Source organism: Deltaproteobacteria bacterium (genome assembly GCA_026388545.1).
Taxonomy (GTDB): Bacteria; Desulfobacterota; Syntrophia; order Syntrophales; family UBA2185; genus JAPLJS01.
Window position 1 is genome coordinate 1 of the sequence record JAPLJS010000059.1, and the last position, 19538, is coordinate 19538.

At 48.5% G+C, this 19538-nt stretch carries 21 protein-coding genes and 1 pseudogene; 11 read left to right on the forward strand and 11 right to left on the reverse strand.

Features of this window, described 5'->3' with window-relative positions:
- On the reverse strand, nt 1-639 hold a 639-nt coding region (locus NTW12_07130; GenBank protein ID MCX5846116.1), incomplete at its 3' end, for a nucleotidyl transferase AbiEii/AbiGii toxin family protein.
- Between the two features lie 2 nt (nt 640-641).
- On the reverse strand, nt 642-1541 hold the full coding sequence (locus NTW12_07135; GenBank protein ID MCX5846117.1) for a hypothetical protein: 900 nt from the start codon (nt 1539-1541) through the stop codon (nt 642-644).
- A 638-nt stretch (nt 1542-2179) separates the two neighbouring features.
- Between NTW12_07135 and NTW12_07140 the strand changes: the two genes are divergently transcribed.
- Nucleotides 2180-2380 carry a hypothetical protein gene (locus tag NTW12_07140; GenBank protein ID MCX5846118.1) on the forward strand — a complete coding sequence of 67 codons (201 nt, stop codon included), beginning with the start codon at nt 2180-2182 and terminating at the stop codon, nt 2378-2380.
- Between the two features lie 269 nt (nt 2381-2649).
- Here NTW12_07140 and NTW12_07145 read toward each other — a convergent pair.
- From NTW12_07145 to NTW12_07155, 3 genes and pseudogenes are all read right to left on the reverse strand, one after another.
- A pseudogene (locus NTW12_07145) lies at nt 2650-3272 on the reverse strand (DsbA family oxidoreductase).
- A gap of 55 nt (nt 3273-3327) precedes the next feature.
- Entirely contained in the window at nt 3328-4770 is a 1443-nt protein-coding gene (locus tag NTW12_07150; protein ID MCX5846119.1) for a 4-hydroxybutyryl-CoA dehydratase, read from the reverse strand.
- Between the two features lie 70 nt (nt 4771-4840).
- Complete coding sequence (locus NTW12_07155) at nt 4841-5746, reverse strand: hypothetical protein (protein MCX5846120.1); 906 nt, start codon at nt 5744-5746, stop codon at nt 4841-4843.
- 202 nt (nt 5747-5948) lie between these two features.
- Here NTW12_07155 and NTW12_07160 point away from each other — a divergent pair, with 202 nt between their 5' ends.
- The 9 genes from NTW12_07160 to NTW12_07200 all read left to right on the forward strand — a co-directional run bounded on the left by NTW12_07160 (nt 5949) and on the right by NTW12_07200 (nt 12728).
- Nucleotides 5949-6488, forward strand: coding sequence for a DUF2284 domain-containing protein (locus NTW12_07160; GenBank protein ID MCX5846121.1), 540 nt, complete (start codon nt 5949-5951; stop codon nt 6486-6488).
- Nucleotides 6489-6637: 149 nt separating this feature from the next.
- On the forward strand, nt 6638-7201 hold the full coding sequence (locus NTW12_07165) for a nitroreductase family protein (GenBank protein ID MCX5846122.1): 564 nt from the start codon (nt 6638-6640) through the stop codon (nt 7199-7201).
- A 40-nt stretch (nt 7202-7241) separates the two neighbouring features.
- Nucleotides 7242-7679 (forward strand): thioesterase family protein, encoded by a 438-nt coding sequence (locus tag NTW12_07170; protein ID MCX5846123.1) that lies wholly within the window; start codon nt 7242-7244, stop codon nt 7677-7679.
- Between the two features lie 7 nt (nt 7680-7686).
- Nucleotides 7687-8298, forward strand: coding sequence for an HAD family phosphatase (locus NTW12_07175; protein ID MCX5846124.1), 612 nt, complete (start codon nt 7687-7689; stop codon nt 8296-8298).
- An 87-nt stretch (nt 8299-8385) separates the two neighbouring features.
- Nucleotides 8386-9192, forward strand: a complete 807-nt coding sequence (locus tag NTW12_07180; GenBank protein MCX5846125.1) for a VTT domain-containing protein — start codon at nt 8386-8388, stop codon at nt 9190-9192.
- A gap of 179 nt (nt 9193-9371) precedes the next feature.
- A complete protein-coding gene (hemW, locus tag NTW12_07185) occupies nt 9372-10511 on the forward strand; it encodes a radical SAM family heme chaperone HemW (protein ID MCX5846126.1) in 1140 nt (379 codons plus the stop codon).
- Nucleotides 10511-10714 (forward strand): hypothetical protein, encoded by a 204-nt coding sequence (locus NTW12_07190; GenBank protein ID MCX5846127.1) that lies wholly within the window; start codon nt 10511-10513, stop codon nt 10712-10714. Before hemW ends, NTW12_07190 begins: the two co-directional genes overlap by 1 nt.
- A gap of 159 nt (nt 10715-10873) precedes the next feature.
- Complete coding sequence (locus NTW12_07195) at nt 10874-11659, forward strand: DnaJ domain-containing protein (GenBank protein ID MCX5846128.1); 786 nt, start codon at nt 10874-10876, stop codon at nt 11657-11659.
- A 127-nt stretch (nt 11660-11786) separates the two neighbouring features.
- On the forward strand, nt 11787-12728 hold the full coding sequence (locus tag NTW12_07200; GenBank protein ID MCX5846129.1) for a matrixin family metalloprotease: 942 nt from the start codon (nt 11787-11789) through the stop codon (nt 12726-12728).
- Between the two features lie 17 nt (nt 12729-12745).
- On the opposite strand, the gene NTW12_07205 is transcribed toward NTW12_07200, so the two are convergent.
- The 4 genes from NTW12_07205 to NTW12_07220 form a co-directional block, all read right to left on the reverse strand.
- Nucleotides 12746-13198 carry a hypothetical protein gene (locus tag NTW12_07205; GenBank protein MCX5846130.1) on the reverse strand — a complete coding sequence of 151 codons (453 nt, stop codon included), beginning with the start codon at nt 13196-13198 and terminating at the stop codon, nt 12746-12748.
- A gap of 133 nt (nt 13199-13331) precedes the next feature.
- Nucleotides 13332-13640, reverse strand: a complete 309-nt coding sequence (locus NTW12_07210) for an RNA-binding protein (protein MCX5846131.1) — start codon at nt 13638-13640, stop codon at nt 13332-13334.
- Between the two features lie 77 nt (nt 13641-13717).
- Nucleotides 13718-15064, reverse strand: a complete 1347-nt coding sequence (locus NTW12_07215) for a DEAD/DEAH box helicase (protein MCX5846132.1) — start codon at nt 15062-15064, stop codon at nt 13718-13720.
- Nucleotides 15065-15136: 72 nt separating this feature from the next.
- Nucleotides 15137-15307, reverse strand: coding sequence for a hypothetical protein (locus tag NTW12_07220; protein ID MCX5846133.1), 171 nt, complete (start codon nt 15305-15307; stop codon nt 15137-15139).
- Nucleotides 15308-15867: 560 nt separating this feature from the next.
- On the opposite strand from NTW12_07220, the gene NTW12_07225 reads away from it, so the two are divergent.
- Nucleotides 15868-17286 (forward strand): TIGR00366 family protein, encoded by a 1419-nt coding sequence (locus tag NTW12_07225; protein MCX5846134.1) that lies wholly within the window; start codon nt 15868-15870, stop codon nt 17284-17286.
- A 115-nt stretch (nt 17287-17401) separates the two neighbouring features.
- Here the strand turns inward: NTW12_07225 and NTW12_07230 are convergent, their stop codons facing one another.
- Both NTW12_07230 and NTW12_07235 read right to left on the reverse strand, forming a co-directional pair.
- Complete coding sequence (locus NTW12_07230) at nt 17402-18592, reverse strand: acyl-CoA dehydrogenase family protein (protein MCX5846135.1); 1191 nt, start codon at nt 18590-18592, stop codon at nt 17402-17404.
- A gap of 143 nt (nt 18593-18735) precedes the next feature.
- Nucleotides 18736-19538 (reverse strand): hypothetical protein (locus NTW12_07235; protein MCX5846136.1); only part of this gene is annotated, 803 nt, incomplete at its 5' end.

Sequence of the window (19538 nt, forward strand, 5' to 3'; positions counted from 1 at the left end):
GTCTTCCAGATAACCGTTCTTTAATAACCAGTAGATGTCAAAGGCGTCCTGTCTTCTTTGTCTGTTGCGTGTTTTTTGTTGAATCATCGCACGAAATTTTTCAGCAACGATGTCCGGCAGGCTGTAAACCTGTAATTTACCTCCATCGACTAATTGGATTGTATCAATTCGTTGATTTACCTCATTGAAGCTATAATCTATTTCAAGCACTGTAGGACATTCTCGTTTTATCAATCTCCGATGCGCGGGAGTACCTTTATAAGCATAACCCATCTTGATTTTTATGGTCTGAAAGTTCCTGTTTTCTCCGGGTGGTTTTACACGGTGCGATTGAATTTTACAATCCAGGCCGTAGGTAAGAGTTTCACCGGCAACAGCAATCTCTTCATTCAAACGGCCGATAAAATCTTCAACATCAATCTGATTACGATGATCTGCCGTCACAAAATCAACGTCCTTGGTGTGTCTGATACCCTTAAATCGAATCGCCAGGAGCAGACCTCCATGAAAAATCATTCTTGTCTTTAATGAATCGGATTGGGAGATGGCAAGGATCAGGACATGCACAGCCTGCCGGAATGCAGTATCGTCAGAATTTTCGCTCCGCATCACCCATTCGGAAAGATCAAGCTTTTCCATGATCACTCCACATTGATGGATAGACACCATCGTTCTGAATAGGTCTCCCTGTAAGGTCCCTCAGGATCCAGTTTTCTGGAGCCTCCTCGCTGAACACGCTTAGCCCATTGCTCGATTTTTTCATCATCTTTGATGTGGCAACATTCTTCTAACAGATACCCTGCTCTTGCTTGTTCGATAGCGTTCCCATGACGATCGAGTTCGTCAATGATCAGGCGTTTATATTGTGGCCCAAATGTGATGAATGTGTCCATGATGTGTCTTATACCGCCGCAATAGTCCGGCTTTCGCAACATATCAAGAAATGTTCTGCCGATTGTCGAAACCCTGAGCTTTCTGTCCTCTACGTTTTTGAACGCCCCCTGATGGATGCTCGAGTACCTGGTGATTTGAGTTTTTTGAATTTTGTCAAACTTTATAGTTATCAACTGCGGCAATTGACACTTTAAGTAATCATCGAGGAAACCCTGGCAATCTTTTTCCATCTTCTGCTTTGAATATTTCGACCATTCCTTTATTGGCGGCGTGGATATAAAAAGCATTTTGGGAAGTCTATTAGTGAGGCCGTGGTATGCCATGGCGCTGAGGTGGGAAATATACGCGAATGGGTCAACTGAGCAAGCAATATCTCCTGATTCAAAGAATCGGTTTCCAACGATTTGAAAAACACGGCCTTCCTGGAAATCCTTGTACGGGGTGATAGTACCGAATTCTATTAAGGGATTAACAATTTGTGTGAGCACCTCATGAAACATCGGTATTTGAGTAGATATACTAACCGCTTCGCCACGATATTTCTTTACCTGGTGAAAATTGAAAATAGTCATGTAAAGGTCATAGTCTGTTATGACCGGCTGGTCTAATTCCCTTAAGGAACGGGTCATTGCAGCTTTTATATCCATAAGTCTTTTATCCGAAGATATTGTTTAACAAACATGTGATATGCGTCCTAAGGACGCATATCACATGTTTGTTCCTTCGTCAACTAAATTCACAGACGCATTTTTTTATCAAATATTTAGAACCTAAAGAAGTGCGTTTCGAAGCCTTAGCTGAGGATAAAATTTTTCTTGACAAATTTTCTTCCATATGTTACTTAGCGTCCTTAGGACGCTAAGTAACATATGGATTATTAAATTACTAATATACTTATATCGCAATTTGTAAAATAAACATTTCCAAATTACCCTACTATTCATTCTTTACCCCTCTCCCCAAGCCCCCTCCTGTCAGGAGACTGTGTTGAGAAAAGGGGATGGTTCTAATTGTTTTGTAAGTATTGAATAAGAAAGGATTTAGGCGTAAATACCCAATAATGGTGGAACAGGCGCCAAATGGCACACCAGGCGCAGGATGGAGAAAAGGGAACTAGGAGAAAGGTTCAAGGAACAAGGAAATCTAGATCCCGGATCAAGTCCGGGATGACAGGGGGGATGTACTTAACGATTGTGTGTTTTGAGGCAGTGGAAGCCGGGATTATTTTGGAGCACTGCTTGGAGTACAGCAGATCAGAAATCGCCAGCGGTGAAAGGGGCGCCTCATGGTGAATTTGTTAATACTCTCATGTCCCGCCTGGAAAGTGGCGATTCCGCTGGATTTCGCCATGTTGAAGGGTAAGAAAAAACAGGATTATTTTTTTGCGGTACAGTCCGGACTCACCCAGACTTACGAACTGATGGAGAAGATTTTCGGCGAAGTGATCGAGTGGACATTGAGGCAACGCAGGCAGTCTTACCGGTAGAACTCTTCTTGGTTTTAAGAAAAGTTCCAAAGGCGGACAGGGAAATCCCTTCGATCGCAGATGAAGTCGCCACATTAAGGATAATTCCGGCTTCCCGTTCGGCAGGATCTTTTAAATAAGGATTCGTCTCTATTAGGCTCTTCTTTTTCATATTTTTAGATTATCAGATTGCCTTGATTTTATCAAAGTAATATTGAATTATTCTTATGATTACATGAAAAAAAGTGAACGGGGACGGAGAAATAGAGACGGTTCCCCTTCAGCCTGTATTATGCTTTCCTTTTTTCAACCCCACAGCTTTTCAGAAATTGTTTCAGAACCTCGTAGGGCTGGAAACCCGCTATCCCGTGACTGCCCATGACTAAAGTAGGAACGGCCGTTATGTCCAGGTCACGGGATCGCCTCCAGTCAGCATCCACCGCTTTGCGAAAAGTTCTATCCTGGACGACGTGCCTGGCTTCATCACCCGGAAGTCCGATGGATTCGGACAGGCCGACGAGCGTGTCCGTTTTGGCAATGTTCTTACCCTCCACGAAATAGGCCCTGAAGACTGCATCGTGAAATTCATCCCCTTTCCCCTCGGCTTCCGCCCATTTGGCGAGTTCCTGGGCCAGGCGGCTGTTGTAGGTTTTTGTGCGGTCGGCCAGGGGCAGACCAAGCTCCTCTGCTACCCGCTTGAGTCGCTGCACATGGCCGGGATATCAACAGACCTGCCGGCAAAGAGTTCTGCAAGGGTAAGGCCTTCTTCCGGGGTCTCAGGGTGGAGGGGAAAGGCAGCCCATTTAACTTCAACTTCGTATTCCTTCTTCAGTCGATCAATACGCACCGTAATGAAATAGCACCACGGTCAAACGTAATCAGAGAATATTTCAAGGAGTGGGGGTGTTGTCATAGGTGTCCTTTATAATCTCACAGTGACAATGTTTTTGTCCCGGGGTTAATATGTCTCACCCCTTTTTAATACCCGCCATGATGCGGGCACACTTTTTCAGATAGTCAATATTGGTTGCCGCACGGATCATTAATCTCTGCGTTGCAGGCGGTCCGGCGCCATGCATGGATTCCGTAGGTACGATAGAGGATTGTCCTATGAGATACTCTATAAGCCGGACTATCCGTATCCTGTCCTCCGTGGATGTGTCAGCTTTACCTTTAAAGTATTTATCTACATACCGGGCAATTTCCGGGTTATCAAAATCTTTCCCTGTAGGCGCCGTACAGACAACGCCTCCGACAATATCACAGGCCAATTGCGATGCTTCCCACACAGCCTTCGCAGCTTGCATTTTCGCGGTATTGACCATGAGTGTATGCGGTACATACACCCCGGATGGGGTAGATGCAGCCAGGCAACCGGCCGCTATGGCGGAACCAAAGGCCAGGGTTGACTGGAAGGACATCTCCGTGAGTTTGTCGCGGATGTGCCCCATTTTCTCGCAGCCGTTGTACTCGGCTGCCACCGCCGCCGCTCCGCATACAAGATTACAGTGGCCGGACTTGCACGCCGCCGTCGATAACCGCTGAAAAGCGGCAAATCGTTGCACCAGAATTCCCGAATACTCGTATTCACCACACATGAAGATTCTTTCCCTGGGAACAAAAACATCATTGAAGACAACCAGGGTAGAGCCATGGACGCCATAACGGTAATTCCCAAAATCCCTTTCATCACCGCCAAACCTTCTCGCGTTGGGGGCAGGCGCTTCAGCAATGTGGACAATCCCGGGGGCATCGGGGGGTATGGCAAAGGCTACGGCAAACTTCTGCTCATCCGGTCCCATGGAGGTTGTGGGAACAACAATATTCTCATGCGCGATGGCCGCTCCGGACTGGTGGGCCTTGGCGCCTCGCACGACAATCCCGTCGTCCTGAACCTTGATCATATGCAAATAGACATCCGGATCAGATTGCTTTCCGGGGCTTAGTGACCTGTCACCCTTCGCGTCGGTGACCATGCCGCTGCATGCCAGATCTTCCTTCTGCGCATTGTGTAGAAACTTGAGGAACCGTTGGTGATAATCGGTGCCCAGCTTTTCATCCATTTCATAGGTCGTGGCAAAAAGGGCATTGAGGGCGCCCGTCCCGGCACATCTGGCGCCCACACAGGCGCCGTGCTGCGGTGTAAGAAAGTTGCCAAGCTGGGCTCTCTTTACCAGATCCTCCGACGACAGGCAGATATGGAGAAAGCGGTTTATCCTTCCCCCTGTAAAAGGTGAATCGGCCATCATAAGGTCACTCTGTTCTTTTGCCAGATCATAGGTCAGGGCAAGGGCATTGATAGTAGGACGAAAACACGGGTGATTGAAAAGATTTTCCACTTTCTCACCGAAGGCATAGACTTCAGGTTTCATGGCCTGAATGCTTTCGATATACTCCTTTCCAGTCTTCATACGTTCCTCCTTTTTATTGTGCCCTTTCCTGGCAGGTCGTTTGCCGCTCATGTATGCCTTTGGGAAATAGCTATTTAAAATCGACAGTCACAGGGTTATTTATCTCAAACTTCAAGCCTTCGACACTTTTCACCAATGCCTTCGTTTCTTCGATAGACTCCGGTTTTGAGGCGCTCAGTTTCTTGAATAGCTCAGGATTACTCACGATCTTACCGAAATCCATCTCAATGAGAGTAACTGTTGAGCCGTCTCTGTACGTAGCATTCGTTTTTACGATAGTTCCTTCGATGTGAAGTGAAATCTTCAGCTTCATATCCTGAAAAAGGTTCTTCATCATTTCCAGGGACTGGTTGTCTGATTCCTTATTTGGTTTCTCTTCGGTACCCTTGGTAGTGTCCGGGGCGCTTGGTGTATCGCCTCCTGCATCTTTTCGCGCAGGAAATGTGACGACAAGCCTGGAAGGAGAGCCCTTAATGAATGAAAAAAGAAGATATTCCTCTTTTGGGGGGGAATCGCTTTTCTCAGCTTTTTTCCCATCCACCTTGTCACTGGGGTTCTGGTTGACCTTCACCAGACTGATATCCTGAAAAGCATAAACGGCAGAGTATCCGCTGCCCGTATCCGTCTTTACCGGTTTGGCGGATATGAACTTCACCGTGGAACCAAACATTTTGGCGCGTGTTTCGGCATCCTTTAGCAACTTTGCAATGACATCGTCGCGGGTTTTCTTTTCTCCCTTTTTGGAATCGCCTTTGACCGCATTTTTATTGTCCTGATCGCCTTTCTGCTTCTCGACGTTTCCCATGCTGTCTGCAAGCGATTCCATGAGTTCAAGCATGGTGTTGGAGAAGAGGGCGGTCTCTTCAATTGTTCCGCTGCCGTCCGGCTTTATGTGAATGACAGTGGTATCTTGAATACAACCGGAAAAGAAAGCGACCACAAGCAAGCACAGGGCGCTGGAGAAAAATCGCTTCATACGAGTCTCCTTAGTTTGGCGGTTCAGGAACTTTATATTGACTATCATGAATTGAATGGAAAATTCCACTACGAAGAAGAAAATTGACGGCGGGGAAGTTTCCTCGCCTGTCGAAATATGCTTTCCCCAAGTATGAATTGACATTTTCACCCTCCCTCGTTACAGTCCACGAGGATTATCAATTCTTTTAAGGGAGGTCACTATGGAAGGATCAGATCTGGGAAAATATTGTAAAAGAGCCATCCAGGGCGGAGCGACTCACGCGAAAGTAATCCATCCGGACAGCGTTGTAACAGCCCCGTGGGTAAGATTGAAATGCCTGTTCGGGTGCCCGTACAGGACGGGCCATTGCTGTCCACCTGAAACGCCGGCACCGGAGCAGACAAGAGCAATCCTGGATTCCTATGAGCGGGCTATCCTCTTTCATCGGGAAGCCCCCAGAGCCAAGGACCGCGGAGCAATGAACATGAAGTTCTTTGATATGCTGGTTACCATGGAGGGGGATCTCTTCAAGGATGGCTATTACAAAGCATTTGCAATACTGGCCGGTCCCTGCGCGCTCTGTAAGGAGTGCGGCAAAGTTACGGGGATTTCATGCCGCTTTCCGGCCAAGGCGCGGCCTTCAATGGAGGCCTGCGGAATTGATGTCTTTCAGACAGTTCGGAATAACGGCTTTTTTATCCAGACCCTCCGGGAAAAAACAGAAACACAGAACATCTATTGTCTGATGCTTGTCGATTAACGGTTTTAGGGTCCGGCAAATTGATTGAATGTACAGGAGGAAGCCTATGGTCATCATCTTTGGCAAGTATATCAAACCGCTGGTCATCATCGAAGCTCTTCTGGCGGACCTGAGGGTTCGCACTACAATAAATTGAAAGGAGAACGAATATGGACTTCAAGACATTATTAATAAACAGGCGATCCATTCGAGACTTTCAAGAGAAGGATGTACCCTTATCAGTCATCAAAGAAATCCTTCACGACACCTGTCTTGCTCCAACTGCAAGGAATCTCCAACCCTGCCGGTTTATCATCATTCAAAACAGGGAGATCATCAAAAAGCTGTCGGATGAGAGCAAGAAAAACATACTTTCCGATATCCTTCAAAACCCCGCATCACCAATGAAGCAATTAGAATCGCGCTTCCGGGATGAGAGTTTTAATGTTTTTTACAATGCGCCCTGCCTGGTTATTTTCATTGGCTCCAGGGATGCAAGTTTTCTTGATGTAAACTGCGCTTTGACCGTTGCGTATTTTATGTTTTCGGCTACTTCAAGAGGATTGGGCACTTGCTGGATCGGATCGGGTGGAAATATCCGTGACCGTAAAATTCTTAATGAAATTGGCGTTCCCGAAGATTGCCGTATTGTGGCGCCAGTAGTCATCGGTTATCCAACCACTGTTCCTCCTGCATCAGAGAGACACGCCCCCGACATCATAAAGGTACTCTAATTGACATCAATGATTACATAACAGAAGGAGGAGAGGAGTCATGGACAATCTTGTGGAGGGGTATCCGGTAGTCATCGAAATTCCTGTTCAATGGGGAGAGATGGATGCTTTTCAGCATGTCAATAACATAGTTTATTTCAGGTACTTCGAAAACGCCAGGATTGCTTATTTTGAAAAGTTGGATGTTATTGAATTTATGAAAAGTACGTGGATCGGACCTATTCTTGCCGCCACATCCTGCAGATTCAAGGCGCCGTTGACATATCCCGATAAAGTTCTCGTTGCGGCGAAAGTGACCGCTATCGAGGAAGACCGCTTTATGATGGATTATCGAGTTGTCAGCACAAAGCATCAGAAATTGGCAGCGGAAGGTGATGGTGTGATCGTGACCTTCAATTATCGGGAGAATAAAAAGGTTATTGTACCCGAAGAGTTAAGGCTGATGATTGTGAAGATTGAAAATGCCGCCAATGGATGATAGATATATGAAACACAAAATTGACGTTGTTCTCTTTGACTTCGGCGGCGTCATTGCCGAAGAGGGATTCAGATATGGATTGCAGGCAATTGCCCGGAACAATGGTATTGATGAGGATGTCTTTTTCAATAGAGGACGTGACGTCATTCACTCTTGCGGCTATGTCCTTGGAAAATCCTCTGAGAATGTTTTCTGGGAAAAACTAAGGAAGGTAACCGGAATTAAAGGAAATGATGAATCTTTACGGAACGAGATATTATCAAGATTTATAATCAGGGATTGGTTGATCGACATAGTCAAAATAATCAGGGGTTCAAAAGTTCGCGTGGGGATACTGAGTGATCAGACCGACTGGCTTGACATATTGAATATGAGGGATGATTTCTTTAAATGGTTTGATGTCGTTTTCAACAGCTTTTATCTTGGGAAGAGCAAGAAGGACCCGAGCATTTTCGATGATGTGGTAAATATCCTGGGTACAAAAGCAGATCGAATCCTGTTTGTGGATGATGATCCGGGAAATGTTGAAAGAGCAAAACAGAAAGGACTAAATGGTATTCTCTTTGTCGACAAGACTGAATTTTTAAATGAAATCTTGTTAATATCCCCGCCAGCATGACCGGGCTTTCCCGGCAGGAAGTGTTTTGTATGGCTGGGGAAACGCGCGCGATTGAGGCTTAATGAAGGAAAAGGAATCATCTCACCGATGCATGAGATTATCCAAAATCTGATTCACTATGGCTACCCCCTCCTTTTTCTCTGGGTTTTTTCAGAAAGACTCGGCATCCCCATCCCCGCAACCCTTCCCCTGATATCTGCCGGCATCCTTGCCGACATGGAGCACATGCAGTTTGCCTACGCTGTGGGTCTGGCTTTTGCTGCCGTCATGCTTGCGGATTTTGCATGGTTTTTTCTGAGTCGGGTTCGTGGGGTTCAAGTGCTCTCGTTTCTCTGCCGCGTTACTCTGGAACCGGATGCCTGCGTCAGGAAAACGCAAAAGTTGTTCGTAAAACACGGGCCTGCTTCCCTGCTGTTCGCAAAGTTCATTCCGGGGCTCAGCACTTTGATGGTCCCCCTTGTCGGTATTGTACACATGCGGCTTCGATCTTTCCTCCTCTTCGATAGCATCGGCTCGCTCATCTGGGTAGTATTCTTCATGGGCGCCGGTTACCTTTTCAGCCGTGAAATAGACCTCGAAAGAATTGCCCTTCCCGACTGGGGGCAAGGGAGTGTTTTCTTGGCCGTTCTTGTGCTGCTTGTTCTGTACATCGTCTGGAAGTATCTGCGCAAACAGTATCTTCTCAGAGAATTGTTGTTAAATAGTATCACCCCTGAGGAACTGAAAAGGAAACTCGACGCCGGTGATGAGATTGCCATTGTCGATGTAAGGCATCTCCTGGAGTTCGAAGCCGACCCATATGTAATTCCCGGCGCCCTTTACTTTCCGCTTGAGCATCTGGCGGGGTTTTCCGCTGTTTTCGCAGAAAGAGAGATAGTAACGTATTGCGCCTGACCGAACGATGTATCCAGTGCCCGGGCGGCACTTATACTGAGAAAAAAGGGATTCACTAATATCCGGCCATTAGCCGGAGGATTCAACGGTTGGCGGGAGCAGAATTATCCTGTCGAAGCTCACAGAGACGGAATCAGCCTCTCCCGGTGAATGCCGGGAATATACTATCACATTGAAAAATGAAAAATTCGATTCATAATTCCCTGCCCGGCCTCTACATCCATATTCCGTTTTGCCGGAGCAAGTGTCCATACTGTAGTTTCTTCTCCGTCACCGCTCTTATGGAGAAGCCCGGCTTCCTCGCAGCACTGTTCCGGGAAATGGATATGTACCGGGATGCCTTCACCCGGTTCGACACCGTTTATATCGGCGGCGGAACGCCGTCGGTCCTCACAGTAAAAGAGGCGGAAGAACTGCTTATCCGGGTCCGTCGATGCTTCTCGATCACAGAGGATGCGGAAATCACCATAGAAGTCAATCCGGCCGATGTCGATCTCCGTTACCTGAAATCCCTGAATCATTTGGGGATCAACCGCCTGAATATCGGTGTCCAGTCTCTTGATGCAAATATCCTGAAATTCCTGGGGCGCAGGCATTCACCCGGGCAGGGTATAGCTGCCATTGAAGCGGCCAGGGAAGCCGGATTCATAAATATCGGCATTGACCTGGTCTATGCAGTACCCGGACAGGACATGGAATCCTGGATGAATACACTAGAGGCAATACTATCCTTCGATGTTGAGCATCTATCATGCTACCAGCTCAGCCTCGAGACCGGGACATCCCTGAAAAGCCGACACCTTGCAGGCGAATTCGCCATGCCGGGTGAGGACGCGCAGCTAGAGTTCTTCCTGAATACGTCCGGCATACTGGAGTCGGCCGGTTACATCCACTATGAAGTATCCAACTTCGCAAAAAGCATGGCGCTTGCATCAAGGCATAATAAAAAATACTGGGATCAGTCCCCGTACCTCGGCCTTGGTCCCTCCGCCCATTCCTTCCGGGAAAACCAACGGTGGTGGAATTATGCCTCCGTCGAGCGTTATATTCAGGACATTGAAGAGGGCAAACCGCCTGTCGAGTCATCGGAGACGCTGAGTCCGGAGCAATTGTGTCTTGAGGCATTTTTTCTCGGCCTTCGCACGAAGAAGGGAATCCATATGGAGGATTTTTTACGGAAACATACCTGTCATGATTGGACGGAAAAGAAGGAAATCCTGGCGAAATTAGAGAAAGAAGGGCTTGTAGAGATCGTGGACGGTTATCTGAGGCCCAGCCGCCATGGTCTTGCCGTGGCCGATAGTTTGGCCCTGATCTGATGAACCGGCACAACTGGCGCTGCCATGATGACGTGCTGATCAACGTCGATCCGGATGGGAGGCTGACCCAGGGGTGCTACGTGAAAAACAGAGTCGAGGTCAATTGCCGGGAGTGCGGCTTTACGCCTGTTGCAGAGGCATCGGGTGCTCTGGATTTACAGCCCGGTTCCATTCTGGCGGGCTGGCGGGCATACTTATCGTAAGAATGCTCTTTTTTCTTTCTTGAGATTTGTGCACACTCCATGATAAATTAATTACATAGTGATTCGAGTGTCGCCAGTTGAAAGTGGTGGTATTTTTCTTGCGAATGTATTGAAAAAATCGACAAGAAACGAACGAGGAGAAAAATGCAGGAGAACTTGGTGCCGACAAAAAGAGACCTGTTTAACGCCTGCTCTGTTTTATTCGGGACCAATGTTAACGTGTCCGTTGATTTCCTGAAATATCTCCAGGCATCCGGGCTGAAAGAAGCTTACCGTAAGAAGGCCTTTGAAACCCACCCTGACCGCGCCACACTGCTTGCCGAGTCTTCATTAAGCCTTGAGGAGCGCTTTAAAGAGGTCAATCTTGCTTACGAGAAGCTGATTACATTTATTGAATCCCCCCGGAAATACTCCCTGCGGGATCATACCTTACGAAGAACCGCAGAACCTCACGCAACCGGAAGAAAACAAAGAACACATGAAGCGCAGACTCAAAGAAGATCGGGAAATACAGGTCATCAAAGCAGCTCACGGGGATTGAGCGAAAATTTCTGGCAGGGACAACTGCCCGGAAAAAAACTCCTTTTCGGTCGGTTCCTCTACTACCGCGGCATCATTTCCATGAGAAGCCTGATCGAGGCCATTGTGTGGCAAAAAAGACAACGGCCAATGATTGGCACTATTGCCGTCCATTGGAACTGGCTGGCCCAGAATGATATCTATACCATTCTTGCCAGACGAAAACCCGGCGAGAAATTTTGTGAATGCGCCCTTCGCTGTGGCTACATCAGCCCCTATCAGCTCGACGTTCTACTCTGGAGACAGCGCATGCTGCAACCGCGAATAGGCAGCTTCTTCGTCAATCGCAATATTGTTACCCCCCGAGAAATAGAACATAACGTCGCGCAATTGCGAGCGCATAACATAAAGTATTGGCGCACTTGATCTCAATGCCTGCCCTGATATCATTCTTGCCGTATAAACAACATCATTGACGCGTCCGCTTATGAGAATTCGTGTCCCCAACACCATCCCACCAGGAGAGGGAGATTAAGAAAGGTGATCTTTGTATATGAAACCGGCAATTAAACACCCAGGCACGTTGGGAACATCAGGGGCGTCTCGCTTGAAATTGTTTTTCCTTCTTATCACCCTGATTATCCTTGCCGTAATCTTTTTCCGGATGCCCCGCCCGTGCCAGGAGCCGCTGTCCTACCGCATAGGCACAGTAGATGACAGGTTTGGCCTGAGCCGCCAGGAATTTACGGGCTTGGTTGGCAAAGCCGCATCAATATGGGGTAAACCTTTTTCCCGCGAGCTTTTCCGTGCGGAGCCCAAAGGGATGATTGAGGTCAATCTCATCTACGACTATCGGCAGGAGGCGGCGGACAAGCTGAAGAATCTGAGCTACAGTATTGAAAACACAAAAAGTTCCTATGATGACCTGAAGCTCCGCTTTGAGAACTTGAAGTCGGAATACGAGCAGAAAAAAGAGGCGCTCGTGAGCGATTTTAACGCCTACAACGTACGGGTTGGTTCCTTTAACGCCGAAGTTGAATCAACGCGTCAACAAAGAGGGGCGCCTGAACATGTACAAAGAAGGCTTATGATGGAAAAAGAGGAATTGAACTCCATACGCGAAAATCTGCAAACTCGACAAGAAGAACAGAAAAAGATCGTGGATACCATCAACAGCATGATGGTTGTCATTAATGAAATTGCGACCAACTATAATCTTGACCTGGTTAATTACCGGGATGTGGGCAACAAACTGGGTGATGAATTCTACGAGGGGAACTATCTCAGCAAGGGCGGCAAGCAGACAATTACCATCTACAAGTATGACAGCGGCGACAGACTTGTGCGCGTGATCGCCCACGAATTTGGCCACGCTTTGGGACTGAACCACAACGATAATACCGAGGCAATTATGTACCGGTTGATCCAATCAGATTCAATCGGGCTTACCCCGGCTGATGTTACCGCACTCAAAACGCGGTGCGGCGGCAGTTGAGCTTGATACTGAAAAAGTCAGGGACTGACCCTCCCCTCCTTGACTTTATACAGTTGCTCATATATCTGAAGTTCGATGGCATTGAAAATTTTGTCGTACTGTCTTTTTTCGAGAAGCCTTCTCATTTCCCATCCAGTTGCAGTCTTCTTCTCCGTATTAACGGAAAGAGCAACTTCACATTCTTTCCAGTTGATCTTCTTTACCCTGGCTGTGCTCTTGGTTCTCCATTCTCCCTGAATGATATGCTCCGATTCCACCTGGTTCTTATCGGGGTTTATCGTGGCATTTCCAAATCCTTTTTCCTTGAAGGTCAGTGCAATAGCCTGAATGACGATATTCTCACCGGCCTCGTAGACGTGCGTGAATTCATCCGGCTTGGAAAGGACTTGCTCGCCTTCCATACAGGCAGTCAGAAACAAACTAACAACAAAAATGACTGGTAGAATGAAGATAAAGAAAGACTTTTGCATACTTACTGTATCGGGTGATTGGATGTAATGAATGGGACGATTCTCCCAACATGCTTCAGCTTTAGAACCGTCCCATTATTCTTTGTATCGAACTATTTATCGTGGCACTTCCCCATAAAAAGGGAACCGCTTGTTAGTAACGCGGTCTGCCTCCAGGTCGCTTTCCGCCGCCGCCACCGCCACCACCGCGGCGCTCATCGGAACGGGGACGAGCCTCATTCACATTCAACTTCCGTCCCTTCATCTCCTTCTCGTTCATGCCGCTGATAGCCGCCCGGGCTTCCTCAATCACGGGCATTTCAATAAATCCGAATCCCTTGGATTGACCGCTTGACTGATCCTTAATGATTGACGCGGACGCGACCTGCCCAAAATCCCCAAAAGCCTGACGCAAATCCTCTTCCGTGACGGTGTAAGACAAATTGCCTACGTAGATGTTCATAACCTCTCCTTCATTAAATTTTTAACAGTATATCAGATTTTTTTCTGAGTTTGTATAATTATTTCTTGTCTTCAGGGTTAGCGAATACTGCTGGTCTTTCGCGATTTTAATCGGGACGAACTAAAGACAGGCGCTTTCCTGGAAAGAGATCTCGATCCGTTCCGGAGGCATGAAACAGTTTTCATCACCGGTGAGGAAGCAAGAGCCATTTGCACCGAAGACCGTTCCGGGGCATTCATTGAATTTTGTTGCCTCGCAAGATGTTGCGGGAATTCTGATCCGCCGTTTCCTGCCGGAGGCGGCACGCTGTAATCGAAGTCCCCCAGCGTCCGTCTTTCGATCTTCTCACCTAAAACCTTCTCGATGGTCCAAACAAAAGCTCGTTCTTTGAGTGTAACAAAAGTAAACGCGTCCCCGGTTTTTGCAGCACGGCCTGTGCGGCCGATGCGGTGCGTATAAGCATCAACGGTATCAGGCATGTCATAATTGATCACGTGCGATATCCGCGAAACATCGATACCGCGGGCGGCGATGTCGGTTGCCACCAGTACCCGGTATGTGCCATTACGGAAACCGTTGAGTGCCGCCTGCCGCTTGTTCTGCGGTAGATCCCCCTGCAGGGACGCTACGAAAAAACCTGATTTTTTCATTTGCTTCGCAAGGCGGGTGGCCCGGTCCTTGGTGCGAGTGAAGACAAGCACTGATTCCGTGTCCGTGCGATTCAGAATCTTCATTAAAAGTGACGTTTTGTGCTCCGGTTCGACGAGATAGAGGGCATGGGAAACCGTGGATACCGGGACATTGTCGCCGACCTGGACGGTTACAGGATTGTGCAGGACTTCCTGTGCCAGTTTCCTGATGTCATCGGGCATGGTGGCAGAGAACAGCAGTGTCTGACGCTGAGACGGCAACCGCTTAATGATTGTCCTGATGTCCGGCAAAAAGCCCATGTCGAACATGCGGTCCGCCTCGTCCAGAACGAGCACTTCCAGGTGTGACAAATCAATCTCACCCTGGTCCATGAGATCGATCAAGCGTCCCGGGCAGGCCACGATGATTTCGGCTCCTTCACGGAGTTTCCTTATTTGGGGATGCTTGTCCACGCCTCCATAAATTGTGACGCTCTTCAGTTTTGTCCGACGGCCCAGCAAACGCACGTGCTCGTGTATCTGCTCCGCCAGCTCCCGTGTCGGGGCGATGATAAGCGCCCGGACGCACTTCCGCGGACCATCCATCAGACGCTGCAGGATGGGGAGCACAAACGCGGCGGTTTTCCCCGTACCGGTCTGGGCCTGTCCCATAACGTCCTGTCTCTGGAGAATGGGGGGAATACATTCAATTTGAATCGATGTGGGTTCTGTATAGCCGAAAGCCTCGATACCGGATTCGATATGGGGGTGTAGTTGAAACGATTTGAAATTCATTAAAATCCTTTTTATTCTCTATGTATAGCCAGGAATAACCCTGGTGGTTCATCTGCCGTTGGGGCAGATAATCTATTCTTGATGTTCAGCGGTCTGCCCGGGTTGATCCGATGTCAGGAGCTCGTCGGAATCTGTCTCCTTATCCTTCTTGCTTTGTCTTCTCACCATTTTTTCCTTCGCTTTTCGCATACGCTCAAGTTCCTTTTGCCGCTTGATGAACTTGTTTTGACTTTGTCTTGCCATACTCCACCTGCCTTCGTCCGTGATGGCCCACGCCTCTCTTGTTTTAAAGGAGTTTTCTCAGGCCCCAAAAAAAAACCCCAGTAGCCTTTCACGGGCTCTGGGGAGCGAACTTGGACCAAAACCGTCTTTAAAAGTAAGTGTAATATAGTTTACACGAGTGAATATGTCAAGGATTAATTATACCTTGCATGAGCCACTGCGTTAATTACCCTCAGGTTGAAGTATAAAAGTTGAATTCACAGAAGGCACAAAAAGTATTGAAGTAAAATATTAATTTTGTTATAGCTACTCAATAAAAGTACTTACCGGGACGAGGTTTCTATTGGAACCACGAGGGAAGAACTATGAATTGATTGTTTATGGAGACCCCGTTTTTCAAGTGAAGAAGGTTTTTTGTTTTTTTATAATTTAAGATCATATGAAAAGTGAGGTGATGCCGTAATATCGTGTTTTTTTCTGTTTCATCATTTTTTGTTTTATTGCTGTAGGTTTCTTACGTAAACAGATACTTCTATCGGACAAATTTTAAAAAAATATGTCTTATGAAAGGAGAATGAAAAATGGGAGAAAATAAAAATGCAGAGGCTGACAAGCAGCAAGAAGGGATGCTTGAGCGCATCGGCTTAGGGCTTGCTGCCTGGAGCGAAAAATGGTTTCCCGATGCATGGGTCTTTGCTCTTGTTGGTATTGTTATCGTTTATGTCTTTGGTCTTCTCATCGGTGAAAGCCCGGTCAAGCTCGCGACCGAGGGCGGCAAGGCATTCTGGATCCTGATACCCTTTACCATGCAGATGGCGTTCATTATCATCGGCGGATATGTGCTTGCCTCTACTCCCGCCGTTTACTGGCTGATCCAAAAGGTGGCCGGAATCCCCAAGACGGGAAGGGGAGCCATCGCCTTTGTTGCCTTCTTGTCTCTGGTGACCTCCCTGATCTCCTGGGGGTTAAGCCTCATCTTCAGCGGCCTTTTGGTCCGTGAATTGACGAGAAGGGTTAAGGGAATGGACTACCGGGCCGCGGGGGCCGCAGCCTACCTCGGGTTGGGCGCCATCTGGGCCCTCGGTCTTTCCTCCTCGGCACCCCTCATGATGGCCACAAAGGGGGCAATTCCACCTAAACTCTTTGAGATCAGCGGTCTGATCCCCCTGACTCAGACGCTTTTCATCTGGGGAAATTTCTGGATGATAGTCGCCCTCATTGGGGTTTCCGTACCTATTGCCTACTTCTCGGCTCCGAAACCCGAGCGCGCCAAGACAGTGGATTACTTCAACCTGAAATTTGAACAGATCGATACGAGCATCGAGGCGCGGCAGAAACCGGGAGAGTGGCTTGAATACAGCCCTCTGCTGATCATCCTCGTGGCAGGTCTTCTTTGTTGGTACCTGATAGACCTCTTCGGCAAGGATCCCAGGGGGCCATTGGCAGCTCTGGATTTAAATAACTATAACCTGATCTTCATCACCGTGGGCATGCTTCTGCACTGGCGGCCAAAGCGTTTCCTCAAGGCTGTCGCCCAGTCGATTCCCGCAACGGGCGGCGTTCTGATCCAGTTCCCCTTCTACGCCGTGATCTTCGGAATGATCGTCGGTACGGGGATCAACAAGTGGTTGGCCGACCTCTTTTACAGCATGACGACCCAGGGAACCTACCCGCTTCTGGTGGCCGTCTACTCAGCCGTTCTGGGCGTCTTCATCCCCTCAGGCGGAGGCAAGTGGGTCATCGAGGCGCCTTATGTCCTGCAGGCGGCAATTCAGCATCAAGTGAACCTTGGGTGGGTGGTGGTGATCTACAATGCAGCCGAGGCCCTGCCGAACCTCCTGAACCCCTTCTGGATGCTGCCGCTTCTTGGGCTGCTCCATATGAAGGCCCGGGACCTTGTGGGATATTCAGTTCTCCAGATGTTCGTTCACATACCGCTCGTCTTCTTCCTCTGCTGGCTCTTCGCTCAGTACATACCCTTCGTACCTCCCTTGAAGTGACAGGAAGAACGCGTAAAACTGATAGTTGGGATTAATAAAAAGGGCGCTGCCATAAGAGCAGCGCCCTTTATTATCATGACGAAAACAGATTTGAAATTAAAACACGGTCCTTACATTATTTTCCGCTTTTGAAGTCGTCTCTCATCAACTCTCTTGCAATGATCATTCTTCTGATCTCAGAGGTGCCGGCGCCGATCTCCCAGAGTTTCTGATCCAGGAAGTGCCTGGTGACGGGGTATTCGGTGCAATAGCCGTAACCGCCGAATATCTGGATCGCGTCGAGACCGATCTTGGTTCCCATCTCCCCGCAGAAGAGAAGTGCAGCGGCGGCCATGCGGTCAAGGTCCGTACCCTTCCCGCCAACCTTGTTCTCCAGTGAGTCACAATATGCGGCGGCGCTGTATGCCATCCACTTGGAGGCAAGATAGCCTGTGTACATATCGGCCAGCTTCCCCTGGATGGCTTGGAATGTAGCGATGGGCTTACCAAACTGCACCCTTTCCTTGGCATACTTCAGGGAGAGTTCGAGGCAGCTTCTCTGACTGCCGAGGGTACAACCGGAAAGGGTGATTCTCTCCGTGCAGAGACCGCTCGTCAGAACTGCAACGCCTTTATTCAGACCACCTATGAGATTTTCTTCAGGCAGTTCCACGTCTTCAAAGGTGACGAGACCCGTGGGGGATGTTCTCATACCCCATTTCTTGATCTTTTCCACGGTGACTCCCTTGACCTTTTTGAACTCGAAAGAGAACGCTGAAATCCCTTTGGGACCCGCCGCCGGATCGGTCTTCGCATAGAATGTCATGAAATCAGCGACGGGAGAGTTGGTGATGAATATCTTGCTCCCGTTGATGATGTACTTGTCTCCCTTTTTCTCCGCTTTTGTCGCCATACTCATGGCGTCTGAGCCGGCATTTGGCTCCGTAATGCCAAGGCAGCCGACCCACTCGCCAGTGCAGGATTTGGGCAGGACATACATCTTCTGTTCTTCCGTAGCATTCCGCCTGAAGTTGTCAAAACAAAGGGTCTGGCTTGCGCCGACGGTCATGGAAAGAGCGTTGCTTACCCGCGCGATCGTTTCATACGCAAGGAGCGTATCTATATAGCCCAGAGCGGAACCTCCGTATTTTTCTTCGAAGACGATCCCGTTGACACCCAGGTTTGCCAGTTCCTTGAAGAGTGTCGGAGGCATCTCGTCCACTTCGTACATGTGCTCCATCTGCGGCTCCAGCCAGTTGACCGCCCACTTGTATACACTTTCTTCCAACCACCTTTGTTCATCTGTAAAAGTGAAATCTAACGCCATACACAAATACCTCCTGAAAATTGAGATTTATTTAATCAGCTGTCGAAGCCGCACACGGAAGCTTTAATATTGATTGGCTTTGGCAACTTAGCTCGATAAGCCCGGATAGCCCGGACTTATCGAGAGGGATAATGCAAAACAATTTATTTGGCTGTCTGGTAACCCTGATCCCAATCGAATCCCGAGAGCTCGCCGTGGAACGCCATCTTGTAATTCCGCCTGTCCGAATAGGAGGGATACCTTCTGGTTTTGCCTTCGGCCGGAAGCATGGAGACGGGGAATTTCGGGGGAAGGAGACCATTCTCTTTCGCCGCCCTTTCCAGCATCTCACGGTCATCGGGATGGGCGATGGAGATCAGCGCTGCTGACCTTTCATAACCGCTCAACCCTCTCAAGTTTACGATGCCGTACTCCGTGCAAACATAATTCGTTAATTGAGCCGGAACATCCACCGACGATCCTTCAGGCAGGAAGGGAACGATCCTCGATGTGCCGTGTTTGCTCCTTGCCGTCATGGAGGCCACGCCGCGTCCGCCTTTCGACTGTGCGCAGAAGGACACAAAATGGAAGTAACCGCCGGAACTCGAGATCGGGCGTTTTTCATAGAAACCGGAGCACTGCTGGCCGAGAAGATCAACGGCCACGCAGTTATCAATGGCGATCATGTTGTCGAGCCTTGTAAGATTATGCAGGTTATTGGTGTAACTGATATCGTAGACCGCCAGGTTCTGGTTCCGGTGGATCGTGTCATAGTACCACTTTACATCCACAGGGAAGGCAAAGGTATAGACGCTCTTGCCGCGGTCGCCGGGGAGAGTTTTATACGCGTTTGTCACCTGACCCGATTCGATCAGCTTGATCAGACCGGCATTGAGCATCTCCGTGTGGATACCGAGGTCCTTGAATCCGGCATCAGCCATTGCGCCGACACATGCGGAGGGGAGAG

Excerpts from the sequence above, each read along its gene's own strand:
- NTW12_07200 (MCX5846129.1), top strand. The coding sequence starts at position 11,787 with ATGAAACCGGCAATTAAACACCCAGGCACGTTGGGAACATCAGGGGCG.
- NTW12_07190 (MCX5846127.1), top strand. The coding sequence starts at position 10,511 with ATGAACCGGCACAACTGGCGCTGCCATGATGACGTGCTGATCAACGTC.
- NTW12_07215 (MCX5846132.1), bottom strand. The coding sequence starts at position 15,064 with ATGAATTTCAAATCGTTTCAACTACACCCCCATATCGAATCCGGTATC.
- NTW12_07175 (MCX5846124.1), top strand. The coding sequence starts at position 7,687 with ATGAAACACAAAATTGACGTTGTTCTCTTTGACTTCGGCGGCGTCATT.
- NTW12_07220 (MCX5846133.1), bottom strand. The coding sequence starts at position 15,307 with ATGGCAAGACAAAGTCAAAACAAGTTCATCAAGCGGCAAAAGGAACTT.
- NTW12_07150 (MCX5846119.1), bottom strand. The coding sequence starts at position 4,770 with ATGAAGACTGGAAAGGAGTATATCGAAAGCATTCAGGCCATGAAACCT.
- NTW12_07180 (MCX5846125.1), top strand. The coding sequence starts at position 8,386 with ATGCATGAGATTATCCAAAATCTGATTCACTATGGCTACCCCCTCCTT.
- NTW12_07170 (MCX5846123.1), top strand. The coding sequence starts at position 7,242 with ATGGACAATCTTGTGGAGGGGTATCCGGTAGTCATCGAAATTCCTGTT.
- NTW12_07165 (MCX5846122.1), top strand. The coding sequence starts at position 6,638 with ATGGACTTCAAGACATTATTAATAAACAGGCGATCCATTCGAGACTTT.
- NTW12_07160 (MCX5846121.1), top strand. The coding sequence starts at position 5,949 with ATGGAAGGATCAGATCTGGGAAAATATTGTAAAAGAGCCATCCAGGGC.
- NTW12_07135 (MCX5846117.1), bottom strand. The coding sequence starts at position 1,541 with ATGGATATAAAAGCTGCAATGACCCGTTCCTTAAGGGAATTAGACCAG.
- hemW (MCX5846126.1), top strand. The coding sequence starts at position 9,372 with ATGAAAAATTCGATTCATAATTCCCTGCCCGGCCTCTACATCCATATT.
- NTW12_07225 (MCX5846134.1), top strand. The coding sequence starts at position 15,868 with ATGGGAGAAAATAAAAATGCAGAGGCTGACAAGCAGCAAGAAGGGATG.
- NTW12_07140 (MCX5846118.1), top strand. The coding sequence starts at position 2,180 with ATGGTGAATTTGTTAATACTCTCATGTCCCGCCTGGAAAGTGGCGATT.
- NTW12_07210 (MCX5846131.1), bottom strand. The coding sequence starts at position 13,640 with ATGAACATCTACGTAGGCAATTTGTCTTACACCGTCACGGAAGAGGAT.
- NTW12_07230 (MCX5846135.1), bottom strand. The coding sequence starts at position 18,592 with ATGGCGTTAGATTTCACTTTTACAGATGAACAAAGGTGGTTGGAAGAA.
- NTW12_07155 (MCX5846120.1), bottom strand. The coding sequence starts at position 5,746 with ATGAAGCGATTTTTCTCCAGCGCCCTGTGCTTGCTTGTGGTCGCTTTC.
- NTW12_07205 (MCX5846130.1), bottom strand. The coding sequence starts at position 13,198 with ATGCAAAAGTCTTTCTTTATCTTCATTCTACCAGTCATTTTTGTTGTT.